The sequence below is a fragment of the Rhizobium sp. 01N424 genome, assembly GCF_056399485.1.
On record NZ_JBFTRK010000011.1, the window covers coordinates 26590 to 40712 of the forward strand.

Here is a 14123-nt window from a genome sequence, read left to right on the forward strand (position 1 = left end):
GCGGCCGGCCGCATCGAACGCGCCACGCCCCTTCGCGGCAATCCATCGCTCAATGCCGTCTTCTTTTCCGATCGTGCGATATTCAACGTCGTACAAAGCTCTGCGAAAAGGATCGGCGGCAGCGAGGAAAGCCGCCGTAGTCGCGTCCCGGTCGTCGGGATGCAGCCCGTTGTAGAAATCGTCCATGTTCACCCCGACTTCGGGCGAAATGCCGAACATCGCTTTCGTGCGGGGGGCCAGATCAGGATGTTTTCCACCAAATCAACATCCCAAAGGCCAACGTCAGCGTTGGCGACGGCAAGGCGAAGGCGCTCCTCGCTGGCCGCAAGTGCCATTTGCTCGCCGTTAAGACGCCGTTCGAGCAGCACACGGACCGTCGTTTCAGGGGTGATATTGAGGACAGCTGCGACGCTACCGTTCTCGTCGCGCAAGGCCGACAGTGAGTAGTTGAACCAGGCAGTCTCAGTTCCGCCACCTTCGAGACGCGCCATCTCAAACGGTGCGTCCTCGAAATAGAGTGGGGCGCCTCCCGCGCGAACGCTGTTGAACTGGGGTTGAAGCTCGTCCCAAATCTCTGCCCAGACCATGGAGCCGGGCTGGCCGAGGGCCGCGGGATGTTTCGCAGCTAGGATGCGTCGATACGGATCATTGTAGATAAGAGCATAGTCCGGACCCGACCAAAGGCAGATGGGGAAAGGAGAGTCGAATATAGACCGCGCCATTAAGCGCAACGCTGGCGACCAACGTGTTGTCGGACCCAACCTGGTTTTCGCCCAATCAACAGCTCTAGCCAGTGAACGAACCTCCCCGGGGCCTGCAAAAAGCGAAGCCGCATCAAGACGCGTTTCGTCCTGGGTATCTGATAGGTCGTCGATCGTCACGTTCACTCCCAAATGCGCGCGAAGTCTATGCTATATAGAACAGACCTCCAATCTCTGACAGGGCCGTTGAGAAGGCCGCTTATGCAAAGATGCTTTTAGTCTCAACGCTTCGGATGGCGGCCCTGCGCCACGGCGCCTGAGCGAACTTCCTCGCACAGTTTGCGACCGTTCTCGGGGTCGGGTAGTATCGAACTGGTCGACATCTGGCAGCGATCGCATGGCTTAATCATTGCCCGCAGTGATCTCGAAAACCGCGATCGTCATCGACTTCAGTATGCAAGAAACCGGTGCCAGTCAGCCACCCTTGTCGAGATGTTCCGACCGTTCCCAAGGCAGTCTGGCGACGAGGTGAAGCACGGCCGCTGCCGACATTGAGACTTCGTGTCGTTGGCCGTTCCGAAATGCCACCAGCGTCTTCAACGTTCTGGCTGTGGTTAACTCGCTAGATGCTGGCCCACATGGGCAGTTTGTCGAGAAACTACGTGCAGGCGTCACTGCCGGAAGCCGCACCAAGGCGCTCAACCGTTCCCAGCGCTCTGATACTTTAAGCGCGTCGCCTGGTCGAAAGACCGCAAGTTTGGGTCCGGTGGGCGTTGCCATTGCCAGTGCGTGGATAGCGTCTGAAAACGCCTCCAGCTGGGCAAGCTTGGAGACAAACTGTGCGAAACCAAATGTTCTGGATTTCGCGTCGCCATCCTTGGGACGCACGTCTATGACCGCGACATCGGGACGGTTGTTGGCTAGCCACGTCACTGCCTCATGGCACGTGTCCAAATGCGTGACGTCACGAAAGCCAGCTCACCTAAGATCTCCTCGACATCAGGGCAATGATAGGCTCGTCCTCTTAAAGAAGAGCATTTTTCTAGCGGAGACTGTCCACGCTTACCTCCCTTGGTAGCCTGGTACCGGATACCAGTATAGTTCGTATGCTACATTTGCAATATCGCGCGATCACAACGCGGGCCGTGAACCTGGCTGACGATCGTCAGGAAGACGCGATGGCCAATGGTTATTCGGCGGTCCTGCTTCTATGTCGCTCGATTACCTCTCGCCATCGCATCACGTAGCCATTGACGATGGCTCTATTCACTCCGGAAGCCAGCAGTCGTCTTTCGAGATCGTTCGGATTGAATTGGCCAAGGGTGGTTCGCTCCGGGTAGTGTTTGAGAGTGTACCGAAACATATCCTCCCAGCTGCGGCGAACTCCGATAGACTCGTCAGCCAAGTCTTCGCGGCACAGATTAATGACCTCGATCAGCGTCATGATATTCTCCAGTCCGCGGTTTGTTTTCACCAGTCTTGCTGGTGGCCGGTTACGCTGCAATCTCAGTCCATAGCGATGTTTGCTTCCTTCGCGGCGGCGATAAATGCAAGCCGCGCGTCTTCGTGTGGCACCCTGCGATCCATCGCTGCGAGGCAGATTTCCTGCGCGGCCCAGAAAGCCTTTCCGGAAGTGACTGGCCATTGCGAAATCAGAAGGTCAAATGCGGTCCGCATGTTCGAAACAGGTATAAAACCCGATCGCGGTCTAATTTGCACTACAACTATCTTGGACCAGCCTGCCAAAATCATGAAAGTCCGATGTTTCCGATGTCGATCTCAGTCCGTAACACGTTCGGCGAGCATACGTTCCGGATCTGGAGGGAACATTGGGGACGGCCAGCCCTTAGACAGATGATTGAATGGAGATCGTTATGTCGGACAACAGCACAAAGACCGTTACCGCAACGTTTCAGACACGCGAGGGTGCCGACCTCGCTATCGAACATATGGTCCAACACGCGGGGCTAGACCGCGCCGATATTTTTGTGGAAGCCGGCGGCCACTCGAACAGCTCGGGAATAATACCAAACGGTGGCGATGCTCCCTCGGTACACCACGGTGCTAGAATGGATGCTGCGCTCGGCGGCGAAATCATCGTTTTGGTCATGGTCAGAGCCGACCAGATACCGACCCTCCATCGCATTTTTGGCGACGCCGGCGCAATCCACGTTTCCAGTCGCTAGGGCTTCGCTCAAAGCAGGAGCGATCAGCACGCTGCCGTTCTCATGGAACGATATGAAGGCAGTGGCGGCAAATCTTCTGCCACGGTTGATTCAAATGACGCGATGACTTGATGACTTTTTAGTCAGGTTATGCGCTTTCTGCATGGCTGGGATCGCGCCTTAGCGCTGCAAAATTAGCCTGACCTCCATTACATGAAGGTCATCGAGACAAACGAAGCGCCAAGGACTGGCAGCTGTGTTTCGAAAGCCCACGAAAGGGGRTAATCATGAACGTAGCACGCACTCTGAAGAACTGGCGCAAATATCGTCAGACGGTCTCTGAACTGGGCCGCATGTCCAATCGCGAACTCCACGATCTCGGGATTGATCGCAGCGAGATCCGCAATATCGCACGTGCTGCCTCTCTCTAACCGGTAGCGGACAGCCAATTCTGGAGCGCCTGCCGATATTCGGCGGGCGCTTTTTCATTGTCCACTAATATCAAGTCGGCTTCTCGTCATCCCGAAATTTCTGGTGATATGCCTTGCGCGGCCCAACCTATTCTTCCAACGCAAAGACAAATCTTTATTTTTATTGACAACTTGAACCCAAACAGATCGAGGACAGTTATGTTCGCAACCGTACAATCGGTTGAGTTTGCCTACCAAGTAATCTCACAGAGAAGAAATGGCATGAACATTAAACCTATCGCCGTGGTTGTCGTAGAAGACGAGCTACTCCTGCGGATATCGATCGCCGGTGAGCTTGAGGACGAGGGCTTCCTTGTGTTCGAGGCGTCTAACGCGGACGAAGCCATTGCTATAATTCAGGCGAACCCTAAGATCCACGCTTTGTTCACCGACATCGATATGCCAGGCAGCATGGATGGGCTCAAGCTCGCCGCCTTCGTTCGCGACAGATGGCCGCCGATCAAGATCATTTTGACGTCTGGGCATCATGACCTGGCGGGCAGTGGGTTTGACATAGATGGAAAGTTTTTTCCCAAGCCATACAAGGCCACTGAAGTGGCAAATAAAATTCGGCAAATGACGGCGATCTGCTGAGGGGGAGCGTGGACCGTCGACAGCCTCAGATCGATCGGTCGCCGATGCGGTGTTCGTCCGACAAGGGACGATGTCAAAGTTAATTGGCAGTGCTCACCGATCGGCCTATGTTGGGTCGTCGGTCGGAATGCAATGGCAGCGACCGCTTGGGAGTTTTACGAGCTCTCGCCCCTCTAACAGGGAGGGCGATCTATGTCGGAGCTATTCCGCGCGATTTCGTTCAATGATGACGTGACCCCGGCATTCGAGGCCATGGCTGAGTACTGTGCAACGCACCGCGTCACTCCGGACAGCCTGGAGGGATGCTCCTTGGCATCGCGCCTCTTCGACCTTTTGCAGGCCGGATATACGACCAAAACCGAGTTGTTGGCTGCTTTGGGCGAGGCACGGCAATGTTAGTGGTTCGCGCGATCCCCAACGCAGCTAATCAATCTCTTCCCCCTGTCATGGGGCAACCCATGAAAGAACCGGCTGTTGATCTCATTCTTCGGATCGGGAGTTCCGTCGGCAGGGTACCGAGCTCCGCAAGATGATGGAAGCGGATTTTTGAGGCATCCATTTTTCACCGTCCTGGCATCCGGTTTAGCAGGTACCAACACCTAGCTCCCAAAAGCTGTAAGGTTTCAGAAACGTCGTTCAGAGTGAGGTTTCGACCTTCCGTTTAGGGAAACGTCCTGGCATCCTCGAAATCCATCCTATTGGCTAGCCCGCCAATCCTCACCCGGAAGAGACGTACACTCTGTACGGCGTCGTACTAACGTGACAATTTGCGATCGACGCAACGGCGACGGGGGATTTTGATGTTTGGGCTCCGAGGTATTTCTCTGGCAATTGTCAGTGCCTCACTCAGTATTTTTGCTCCGCCGGCGCTGGCGCAGGTCAGCGACGACATCGTCCAGGCGACTACGGGGACTTGGCTCATCGCTTCCGCCGATGGTTCACTCGGTTGCAGAGTGCAACTGTCAAAGGACAAAACGATCGGTGGATACGCATTAACTGAAGAAAGTCCGTGCGGGCCGCCATATCATGACATGCTTGCCGCATGGGACTTTGCCGAACCTGGCATCGTCTTCCGCGATGCCACCCGGAAATCCGTACTCGGTTTCGAAGAACAGGAGGGCGGACCGTGGCGCACGCCGCTGGAGGTCGAGCCGGCGGTCTACTTGGTGCCAGAACCAGGCACAATGGAAAGAGTACCCACCAAGACGGCTGTTTCCGGAACTTGGGCTCTTTTGGATCGAAAAGGGAAGACGCTATGCCATGTCACCCTACTTGATACACCAGCGGCGGGCTACGACGACGCCAACGCCCTTGAACTCTCCAAAGACTGCAATGGCACTGTCCGAAAGACCAAAATTACCTTTTGGCAGATTTCCGAGATTTATCTGTCCTTCTCTGCAGGAGAGGAATCGTCTTACGGCTGGATGCCAGCTGCCGACGGCTTCGTGACCGACGATGGGAAGTACCGGCTTCAACGTGAGAAGAAGTAACGCAACAACCGGACGGCGCGGGGACGATTGCCTCGCCCAGGATGCCGCTTTGAACTCGCAAAAAGCGTCCCTAGAGGGTTTTAAGAAGCCGGAGAAGAGCAAGAATCTCTAAGGGCGTCCGCCGTTTGAAGGCGATGTACATCGGTTCCTCGTCGCCATGGAACCTTCGTTTGAAGGCGGCTTGACCTTGGAGATTGAAAATATGGGTATTCACAGCACGGGAGTCGAAAGCACGCTTGAACAGGCTTCTCCAAAATCCACTTTCCAAAAATCCGCTTCGCCCGATGGCCGCAAGAGGCGAGAGGCCCAATGTCACAACAGCGCGTCCTTCCTCCCGAAAGCGGTCCGCCGCGAACCTCGTCAGCCCGATTTCGGCGTGGGATGTCGTCCCCGTGAACTTCCGCTTGAAGGCGGCGGTATATCCAGTCACGGAGCCATTACTAAAGAGCGGATCGAAATCGAGGATTGCGACAGGACGGTTGTCCGGATCAAGGATGAGAAAGCGGCGCATGTCTGGTGACAGGGCACTTAAAAAAGGCCTGTTGAGGAAGCACATTTCCCGCCGGTTGACGATTCGACCCGATCTCCAGTCTTCTGAAACGGCTTCGATCTGCTCTTGCGTGGTTTTCGTCCCATCGCATTCTACTATCGAGAAGCCTTTTTTGATAAGCCAGCGCTCAGAATAACGTACGGTCTCGTTTCGTTTGCCAGCGAAGTCATGGGTATCAAGAGTGAGACGGGTGTCCACGCCCATGCGATTGACGCGGTAACCGAGCCCAGCCAGCACGGAAGCCGTCTGCGTTCCGATCTGAACAAAACAGGGGCGACCTGCGGCTTTCACAAAGCCTTCAATATATTTGCGTCTTTCGATCGGGGCGGCCACCGGATCACCAAGGACAAAGGTGTGGCCCATCTTGGTGGCGTAGGCCAAGTATCCGCTATCATCGCCGTAATGGCGCAGGTTTCCCTGAACCGCTGTCGAATAAGCTAAGGAGAAATCTCCATGTTTTCTACAGAGATCGAGCTTTTCTTCGCTGGGATAGGGCGTGTTCGGAAGGTTAGCAACGTGGCGATCGAACACTGAATCGATGAATCTGCGAACACCCGGCATGTCGAATCCCCCCGCTGGCAGCCAGCATCCTAGCAGTGCCAGAGGCAACATGAATCACCTAACGCGAATACTGTTTTAGGGGCTTCTACATGAGCTTTCGGCGAACACTGTTGCTATTCGGCACAGCCGTGCGATGTTGCGTCATGGAATCCGATGACACAATCGAGAAGGCCGTGATCGTCGGGGGAGGACTCTCGGGACTGACCGCCGCGTACGAGCTCAAACGCGCAGGTATAGCTGCGCGTATCTTCGATAAAGATGATCAGATTGGTCGAACTTGGCTCGATCGCCATCCTCAGTTGTCTCTGAATACACACAGGAGCGTGTCCCACCTGCCGCACTTGGAGTACCCCGGCGGAACGCCGGCCTTTCCACGAAGGACAGACGTAGCGGTTCATCTCCAGGAGTTCGCGCGACGGCACGATCTGTCGGTTGAGCACGGTGTGACGGTTTCAGATATTAGGCGAACTAAAGACTGTTTCACGATGCAAATCAACGCCGCGTCGATCCGGGCTCGGAACGTCGTCATCGCGACGGGCAGGGACCGCTACCCCGTCATGCCGAATTTGCAAGGGGGTGACGCCTACCGCGGCTTGCTGATCCACTCATCCCAATTTGGTGATGCCAAGCAGTACGAGGGAAAGCGGGTTCTGGTCATAGGCGGAGGCAATTCCGGCTTCGACGTCCTCAACCACCTTTCTAGGGTTCGTCCGGCCCAAACGTGGGTGTCTGTTCGTAGCGGCTCGATTATACTACCGAAACGTTTGCATGGAATTGCAGTCCATCGATTGTCACCTTTGATCGCCTCGCTGCCCTCGAAGGTCGCGGACGTTTCGATCGCCTTGACGCAGTTTTTGGCGTTCGGAAGCCTGGCGGACACAGGACTTCCAGCGGCCCACAAGGGTGCAGCGACGCGTCTCTCGAATGAACAAATCGCCATTCCTGTCGATGACGGGGCAGTCCGCTCGATAAGGGATGGGAGGACGAAAGTCGTTCCGGAGGTCTTGGGATTTTCGGGAGAGATGGTCTCGCTTGCGGACGGCACATCCATCGATCCAGAGATCATAATTGCCGCCACGGGATACGGCGCGGGCCTCGGAAGCCTAATTCCCGCCTTGGACGGAACGGAAGGGGTGAGTATTCGGCAGAGCAACCCCCACGAGGGCCTTTGGTTTGTTGGTATGACACCGGGCCTGATCAGCTATTTTCACAATGTGCGGCGTGAGTCCCGTCAGATAGCCAATGCTATTCGCGCACGAAGATATCGTTAGTTCACCTAGACTTCGCCGACCTATTGTTGCCTCAAAACGGGATCGATTGCCGTGGCCTGGCAGCGCCTGCTGCTCCTTCAACCTCTTATAGTTGTCCGGCGGCGGACGAAATTCGCGTATTAAGCCTCGGTTAAGGTTCGTTAGCAAATATGAATATGCATTTTGCAAATGGAGGTTCGAATGTCGCAGGCTCATCTGATCGATCATCTTGAAGCAGCCAAGAAACTTGCCGAACTCAGCGATCAACCGTTCGTCGCCTACTTGATAAAGATGGCGAAGGACGCCGCGATTAAGGCGGAGTCCGAGCGAAGACGGGTCGCGTAAGTTGACGCGATCCAAGAGCGCGAGAGGCGGACCTTTACGTCAGTTGAGTGAACACTTGCGTTGCTTGCTTGTCACGAAGCTGCAGTCGCTTCCACCACACTGCCATCTCCCAAAAGGTCGGCCAAGTGGTGGCGAGCACGAGAAACCCGACTTTTTATGGTCCCGAGTTCGCAACCGCCGGAGTGTGCTGCTTCAATATAAGACACACCGGCGGAGACAAGCATAAGTGCCTCGCGTTCGTTGGTGGAAAGACGCAGCAGCGCGGTATTTACGTCAATTGCCCGCATGTTCCAGTCCTGACTGGCTGCCACCGGCACATCTTGCAACGCCACGTCCGAAATCAGCCCGCAGCTCTCGCGTTTCGCAGCCCTGTATCGGGTGGCGTAAAGGTTGCGCATAATGGTGAACATCCAGGATTTCATGCTCGTTCCGGCAGAGTATTGATGCAGATGTTCAATGGCACGCTTGAGCACTTCTTGAACGAGATCGTCGGCGTCGTTTTCGTTGGACGTAAAGCGGTAAGCAAATTTCCGTAGAGCCGGCATCAGTTCAACGATCTCGCGGCTCTGTGCTGTGCTTGCTGGTACGTATAGCATTGATGATCTCCCAAAGAGCCACAACGCAATGCCTACGTGGACGTTCCCGACGAATTCCGTACGATAGCGGACGCATTTATTTTGTCTCGCGTCATTTCTACAAATATGAATTGGTCAATTACGCTTGAATTGTAACAACTTAGGGAGTGAAATAATAGGCTGATCTATGTAAGGGGCTCTTTCACGAAGGGACTAACATGTCCGGAAGCGGACAATTCATGCTAGATAACTGGTAATTCGGTGTATCCTGAAGATCAGCCGCTGCCACCGGCTGGGCCCACTGAGAGAGGAAACACGCTCTCGCCCGCAACAGAAGGCGACACCATGTTAATCGATGACCTCACAGATGCAGAACAGCTTCAGCTTTTTCAAGATGTTTTCACCGAATGGGCCGAGGCTACAGGTAACTCGCTCGAAACACAGCTAGCCAAACAGGCGGCTTCCATTGCCCTCAATTTGATCGCCTTCGGAGCCGACACTCGCGAGGCGCTCACCGCCGACCTGCATCGGTCGATGGGAGTCATTTCCTCTGCATCAAACGATAACATCCAGTCATATTCTTGAGAGGATTGTTGATGACCTTTAGCGACCTATTGGGCAAACATGTACTTGTCGTCGACGACGATTATCACCGGGCCAGCGAAACAGTGCTTTCCCTAGAAGATCAAGGAAGCGAAATCGTAGGTCCTTATCCGAATGTGCCGGAAGCAATCGAAGTTATCAATCACGCGGTCGTCGATGCCGCTGTTGTCAGTGTCCGGGTCCAACTCGCAGGCGTGGTCTCCCTAGCTGATCGACTGCTCGCTCATCGGATACCCTTCGTCTTGATAACAGAAAACGACGAACCGCAGCTGCTACAGCGTTTTGGCAAGGTGCCCGTTTTGAAAGAGCCTCTCGAGCAGGAGCAAATGGTGATCGCATTGGCGGTCGCGGTGGCCCAGTCAGCGACCCGCCATTGACGCTCGTTCATAAGTGAACTTGGAAATGCAGAACATTCGCCGTACTACCTCACGGCGCGTCAAACTGTCCATTAAGAGCCTGCTATCATTTGCCTAATCCTATTTGCGACTTCAGTAGGCTGATGACGATTGCCCCGGAGCCTGTTAGCAGCGCTTACGCGCGGCGCCAGCAATCCAAGCGGCGCATAATCTCGCCCCTCATTTAAGCTCGTGATTTCGCGATGGCCTGTCACTTCTGGGAGGGCTCTTTGGGCCGCCCAGCCAATCTGCACTGCAACGATGGACAACACGGTACTGCATGAAGACGCGCGTCTCGCGTTTCATCGCCGTCGCAACACCGGTCTTATGTCTGATATTGTACCATGTCAAAATTAGTTGGCGGCACCGGCCGATGGGTCGTATGTTGGATCGTCGGTCGGAATGCAATGGCAGTGACCGCTTGGGAGTTGATACGAGCTCTCGCCGCCCCTCTAACAGGGAGGGCGATCTATGTCGGAGCTATTCCGCGCGATTTCGTTCAATGATGACGTGACCCCGGCATTCGAGGCCATGGCTGAGTACTGTGCAACGCACCGCGTCACTCCGGACAGCCTGGAGGGATGCTTCTTGGCATCGCACCTCTTCGACCTTTTGCAGGCCGGATATACGGCCAAAACCGAGTTGCTTACTGTATTGGGCAAAGCGCGCAAATCTTAGTGTCTTGCAAGGTTCTGACGCACCCAACGAATTTCCACCGATTACGGGACGAAGAATGAAACAGTCGGCTGTTGATCTTATCCTTCGAGGAGAGCGATTCGTTGTTCGGGTGACCGAGCTAGGCAAGGTGACCGAGCAGGATTTTACAGGCATTCACTTTGCACTTTCCTGGGCGTCAGGACAAAGCGTGCGCCTTGGCTTGCGGCTGCCCGACCAGCCCGTCTTTACCTCAGAATCGTAGTCGCAGTGTGCCGTATCCCACCAGGAATAATTTTCTCAAGTGCAAGGCTGACTTTGCGTTATGGTGTCGAAAGCCAGCGATACCATTGTTACTTTAGAGGACGGAATTCTGTGGCAGCACGTAGCTGCCATAGTCTCATGCGGTCTTCGGCACCACATTGGTCGCCTTGGGACCTTAATCTTCCTGCCAGGCTCTGTGTCTAACAACACCTTCTGGCCATCGGGCAGGGATTGAATGATGAACGCCCGAGGCGCGGAAATTTGGACGCAGATATCCGCTCCGCTGTCATCCAGGTTAAAGAGAACCCCTCGTTCAATTTCGAAAATCAGACCGTTCCAGTGGCGATCTATGCTCACCGTGGCATTTTACGGGCGGCAGCACGCGGTTGCTTGTGGTCGCCTCCAACCAGAAAACACAGCGTCAGAAGCACACGACTTCGGGTCGTCGCTTGATCCATCGATCGATCGGAAGCGGTCCTTCTTCCCAACCGACTGGGCTCCAGTCTATGACGAAGGAGCGTGGAATTAGGATATGCCTGGCGTTGCGCCGAACAATTAGCACGCTGCAGTCGCAATCCATCGGTTCTATCATCAACGCACGACACCCGCCGTCTGTATCGATGGTTTCTATGACAATTCGCATCGCGCAGCTCCAAGTTTAAGAGCTCCGCTTTGTGCAATCGACCTTGCTTCCAGGGTCGCGTCGCGGCGCGTTCCCCGCTGGCCAAATGGTGAATGCAAATCGCCCGCACCACCGGTGGGGAACCTTGATTGAGGTTGGGACATTTCGACTGTTTATCAACACGGGGAAGACGCCATGGCTGACAATCTGTCGAAGTACCGCGATAAGCGGGATTTCAAGAAAACCGCTGAGCCCAGCGGGGAGACTACCGTTCAGTCGTCAAACCGCCAGCGTTTCGTCATTCAAAAGCATGATGCGACCCGTCTCCACTATGACCTACGCCTCGAACTCGACGGCGTTTTCAAATCTTGGGCTGTCACCAAAGGACCGTCGCTCAATCCCCAGGACAAACGATTGGCCGTCGAGGTCGAGGATCATCCCCTCGACTACGGTGATTTCGAAGGCACCATTCCCAAGGGACAATATGGTGGCGGTACCGTCATGCTATGGGACCGTGGATACTGGGAACCAGAAGGAAACAAGAGCCCAGAGCAAGCATTGGCGAAAGGCGATTTCAAGTTCACCCTCGATGGCGACCGACTTCACGGTAGCTTTGTTCTCGTTCGAATGCGTGGCAAGGAAGGTGAAAAACGTACCAACTGGTTGCTGATCAAGCACCACGACGATCATTCGGTCGAGGAAGATGGCGCAGCAGTGCTCGACGAGAATCATACGTCGGTAGCGTCGGGGAGGACGATGGAAGCGATTGCTTTGGGAAAGGGCCGAAAGCCGAAACCGTTCATGACAACAGGAAGTGCTGTCGAGGCAGACGCCGTTTGGGATAGCAGCCAAGGACTTGCCAATGAAGGGCGGAAAGCCGGAACGAACACCAAGGCTAAAGGCAAAGCTATCGTCTCTGACATGCCTGAGTTTGTGGAGCCGCAGCTGTGTGAAACATTGGAGCGGCCGCCAACGTCCTCCGGCTGGATTCACGAGATCAAGTTCGACGGATACCGAATACAGATGCGCATTCAGGACGGCGAGGTGGCTCTGAAGACTCGGAAGGGGTTAGACTGGAGCGCCAAGTATCCCGCGATTGAGCAGTCAGGTTCAAAATTACCCGACGCGATCATTGACGGAGAGATTTGCGCCCTTGATGAGCATGGCGCTCCGGATTTTGCAGCGCTGCAGGCCGCTCTTTCGGAAGGCAAGACCGACGACCTTGTCTACTTTGCTTTCGATCTCATTTTCGAAGGTGCCGAAGACCTCCGCGAGCTTCCGTTGTCAGGGCGCAAGGAGAGGTTGGCGACTTTGTTGTCCGACGCTGGTGATGATCCCCGTCTGAGGTTCGTCGAACACTTCGAGACCGGCGGAGACGCTGTTTTGCGGTCAGCATGCAAGCTTTCTCTTGAAGGGATCGTCTCGAAGAAAGCCGACGCCCCCTATGAATCAGGGAGGACGAAAACCTGGGCCAAGTCAAAATGCCGGGCAGGACATGAGGTCGTTATCGGGGCATACGCAACCACGAACGGCAAATTCCGGTCGCTGCTGGTCGGCGTAAATCGCGGTAATCATTTCGTCTACGTGGGTCGGGTGGGAACGGGCTACAAGGCTAGCGTCGTCGACGAGCTGCTGCCGCGCCTCAAGAAAATCGAGGCATCAAAGTCACCATTCACCGGGATTGGCGCACCGAAGAAGACCCCGGATATTGTGTGGCTGAAGCCAGAACTGGTCGCGGAAATCGAGTTTGCCGGCTGGACCGCTGATGGACAGGTCAGGCAAGCAGCGTTCAAAGGACTGCGTGAGGACAAGCCAGCACGCGAGGTGGAGGCTGAGAAGCCAGCAAAACCGGCGGCGACCGATCTCCCGGACCCGACCGGCAAGCCGACGGCACCGAAGCCATCAAGATATCGTAAGGGTGCGAAAGTCGACGTCATGGGCGTTTTGATCTCTAGCCCAGACAAGGCCCTGTGGCCTGACGCTCTCGATGACGACCCGGTTACAAAAGTCGATCTGGCGAAGTATTACGAAGCCGTTGGCCCATGGCTCATCGAACACATCAAGGGACGGCCATGCTCGATCATCCGGACGCCGGATGGTATTGGCGGAGAGCAATTCTTCCAGCGCCATGCCATGCAGGGGACCTCCAACCTGATCGAGCAAGTGAAGGTCAAGGGCGACAAGGCACCCTACCTGCAGATCGACCGCGTTGAAGGGTTGGCAGCAATCGCGCAGATCGGTGGCACCGAGCTTCATCCATGGAACTGTGAGCCAGGCCAGCCGGAAGTACCGGGTCGCCTGGTGTTCGACCTCGACCCCGGTCCTGACGTCGATTTCTCGACCGTCGTTGAAGGGGCACGGGAAATTCGGGACCGGTTGGAGGAACTGGGCCTCGTCAGCTTTTGCAAGACGACCGGAGGAAAGGGCCTCCATGTGGTGACGCCGCTATTGGTGCCGAAGGGCAAGAAGCTGTCATGGGATGAAGGCAAGGCGTTTGCCCATGATGTCTGCCAGGAGATGGCAAGGGATAGTCCCGACCTTTATCTCATTAAGATGTCTAAGGCTCAGAGGAATGGCCGCATCTTCCTGGACTACCTGCGCAATGATCGAACTTCGACCGCAGTCGCACCGCTTTCCCCGCGAGCACGTCCTGGCGCGACCGTGTCGATGCCGCTGAACTGGACACAGGTGAAGGCAGGTCTCGACCCAGCGCGATATACCATCCGTACGGTGCCGGGGCATTTAAAGAACAGCAGCGTGTGGGAGAGCTACTGTGATGGTCAGCGCTCCCTTGAACAGGCGATGAAGCGATTAAATAGAGGGAAGACGAGAGCCGTATAGCATATCGAACGTCATGTCATTCGAATGTCCATCACTGGAAGAA

The 14123-nt window shown here is 55.3% G+C and carries 18 protein-coding genes and 1 pseudogene; 13 read left to right on the forward strand and 6 right to left on the reverse strand.

All coding sequences use genetic code 11. The annotated features are described in order from the left end of the window. Nucleotides 1–36: 36 nt before the first annotated feature. The 4 genes and pseudogenes from AC1DNK_RS23505 to AC1DNK_RS23520 form a co-directional block, all read right to left on the reverse strand. Nucleotides 37–219: pseudogene (locus AC1DNK_RS23505) on the reverse strand (PAS domain-containing protein); the annotation flags it as partial. Next, complete coding sequence (locus AC1DNK_RS23510; RefSeq protein WP_477943598.1) at nt 189–881, reverse strand: hypothetical protein; 693 nt, start codon at nt 879–881, stop codon at nt 189–191. The pseudogene AC1DNK_RS23505 and the gene AC1DNK_RS23510, both read right to left, overlap by 31 nt. Nucleotides 882–1890: 1009 nt before the next feature. After that, nucleotides 1891–2145, reverse strand: a complete 255-nt coding sequence (locus tag AC1DNK_RS23515) for a hypothetical protein (RefSeq protein ID WP_477943599.1) — start codon at nt 2143–2145, stop codon at nt 1891–1893. A gap of 62 nt (nt 2146–2207) precedes the next feature. Next, nucleotides 2208–2453, reverse strand: a complete 246-nt coding sequence (locus AC1DNK_RS23520; protein ID WP_477943600.1) for a DUF982 domain-containing protein — start codon at nt 2451–2453, stop codon at nt 2208–2210. A 122-nt stretch (nt 2454–2575) separates the two neighbouring features. On the opposite strand from AC1DNK_RS23520, the gene AC1DNK_RS23525 reads away from it, so the two are divergent. The 5 genes from AC1DNK_RS23525 (at nt 2576) to AC1DNK_RS23545 (ending at nt 5420) form a co-directional block, all read left to right on the forward strand. After that, nucleotides 2576–2887, forward strand: a complete 312-nt coding sequence (locus AC1DNK_RS23525; RefSeq protein WP_477943601.1) for a hypothetical protein — start codon at nt 2576–2578, stop codon at nt 2885–2887. A gap of 266 nt (nt 2888–3153) precedes the next feature. Next, a complete protein-coding gene (locus AC1DNK_RS23530; RefSeq protein ID WP_477943602.1) occupies nt 3154–3297 on the forward strand; it encodes a DUF1127 domain-containing protein in 144 nt (47 codons plus the stop codon). 261 nt (nt 3298–3558) lie between these two features. After that, the gene (locus tag AC1DNK_RS23535; protein WP_477943603.1) at nt 3559–3930 is read left to right on the forward strand and encodes a response regulator; all 372 of its coding nucleotides are present in this window, start codon (nt 3559–3561) and stop codon (nt 3928–3930) included. Between the two features lie 192 nt (nt 3931–4122). Beyond that, on the forward strand, nt 4123–4329 hold the full coding sequence (locus tag AC1DNK_RS23540) for a hypothetical protein (protein ID WP_477943604.1): 207 nt from the start codon (nt 4123–4125) through the stop codon (nt 4327–4329). Nucleotides 4330–4730: 401 nt separating this feature from the next. Then, on the forward strand, nt 4731–5420 hold the full coding sequence (locus AC1DNK_RS23545; protein ID WP_477943605.1) for an AprI/Inh family metalloprotease inhibitor: 690 nt from the start codon (nt 4731–4733) through the stop codon (nt 5418–5420). Between the two features lie 70 nt (nt 5421–5490). On the opposite strand, the gene AC1DNK_RS23550 is transcribed toward AC1DNK_RS23545, so the two are convergent. After that, nucleotides 5491–6531, reverse strand: coding sequence for a phosphatidylglycerol lysyltransferase domain-containing protein (locus tag AC1DNK_RS23550; RefSeq protein ID WP_477943606.1), 1041 nt, complete (start codon nt 6529–6531; stop codon nt 5491–5493). A gap of 143 nt (nt 6532–6674) precedes the next feature. Here AC1DNK_RS23550 and AC1DNK_RS23555 point away from each other — a divergent pair, with 143 nt between their 5' ends. Both AC1DNK_RS23555 and AC1DNK_RS23560 read left to right on the forward strand, forming a co-directional pair. Further along, nucleotides 6675–7802, forward strand: a complete 1128-nt coding sequence (locus AC1DNK_RS23555; protein WP_477943607.1) for a flavin-containing monooxygenase — start codon at nt 6675–6677, stop codon at nt 7800–7802. Nucleotides 7803–7982: 180 nt separating this feature from the next. Beyond that, nucleotides 7983–8126 carry a hypothetical protein gene (locus AC1DNK_RS23560; RefSeq protein WP_162702755.1) on the forward strand — a complete coding sequence of 48 codons (144 nt, stop codon included), beginning with the start codon at nt 7983–7985 and terminating at the stop codon, nt 8124–8126. A gap of 71 nt (nt 8127–8197) precedes the next feature. On the opposite strand, the gene AC1DNK_RS23565 is transcribed toward AC1DNK_RS23560, so the two are convergent. Continuing rightward, nucleotides 8198–8722: a sigma-70 family RNA polymerase sigma factor gene (locus AC1DNK_RS23565; RefSeq protein ID WP_477943608.1), complete on the reverse strand. Its 525-nt coding sequence runs from the start codon at nt 8720–8722 to the stop codon at nt 8198–8200. 324 nt (nt 8723–9046) lie between these two features. Between AC1DNK_RS23565 and AC1DNK_RS23570 the strand changes: the two genes are divergently transcribed. The 6 genes from AC1DNK_RS23570 to ligD all read left to right on the forward strand — a co-directional run bounded on the left by AC1DNK_RS23570 (nt 9047) and on the right by ligD (nt 14080). Further along, the gene (locus AC1DNK_RS23570) at nt 9047–9286 is read left to right on the forward strand and encodes a hypothetical protein (protein ID WP_477943609.1); all 240 of its coding nucleotides are present in this window, start codon (nt 9047–9049) and stop codon (nt 9284–9286) included. Nucleotides 9287–9297: 11 nt separating this feature from the next. Then, on the forward strand, nt 9298–9681 hold the full coding sequence (locus tag AC1DNK_RS23575) for a hypothetical protein (RefSeq protein WP_477943610.1): 384 nt from the start codon (nt 9298–9300) through the stop codon (nt 9679–9681). Nucleotides 9682–9891: 210 nt separating this feature from the next. Then, nucleotides 9892–10056: a DUF982 domain-containing protein gene (locus tag AC1DNK_RS23580; protein ID WP_477943611.1), complete on the forward strand. Its 165-nt coding sequence runs from the start codon at nt 9892–9894 to the stop codon at nt 10054–10056. A gap of 114 nt (nt 10057–10170) precedes the next feature. Further along, on the forward strand, nt 10171–10377 hold the full coding sequence (locus tag AC1DNK_RS23585; RefSeq protein ID WP_477943612.1) for a hypothetical protein: 207 nt from the start codon (nt 10171–10173) through the stop codon (nt 10375–10377). A 55-nt stretch (nt 10378–10432) separates the two neighbouring features. Continuing rightward, entirely contained in the window at nt 10433–10618 is a 186-nt protein-coding gene (locus tag AC1DNK_RS23590; RefSeq protein ID WP_477943613.1) for a hypothetical protein, read from the forward strand. Between the two features lie 816 nt (nt 10619–11434). Beyond that, nucleotides 11435–14080 carry a DNA ligase D gene (gene ligD / locus AC1DNK_RS23595; protein WP_477943614.1) on the forward strand — a complete coding sequence of 882 codons (2646 nt, stop codon included), beginning with the start codon at nt 11435–11437 and terminating at the stop codon, nt 14078–14080. The last annotated feature ends 43 nt before the right edge of the window (nt 14081–14123 follow it).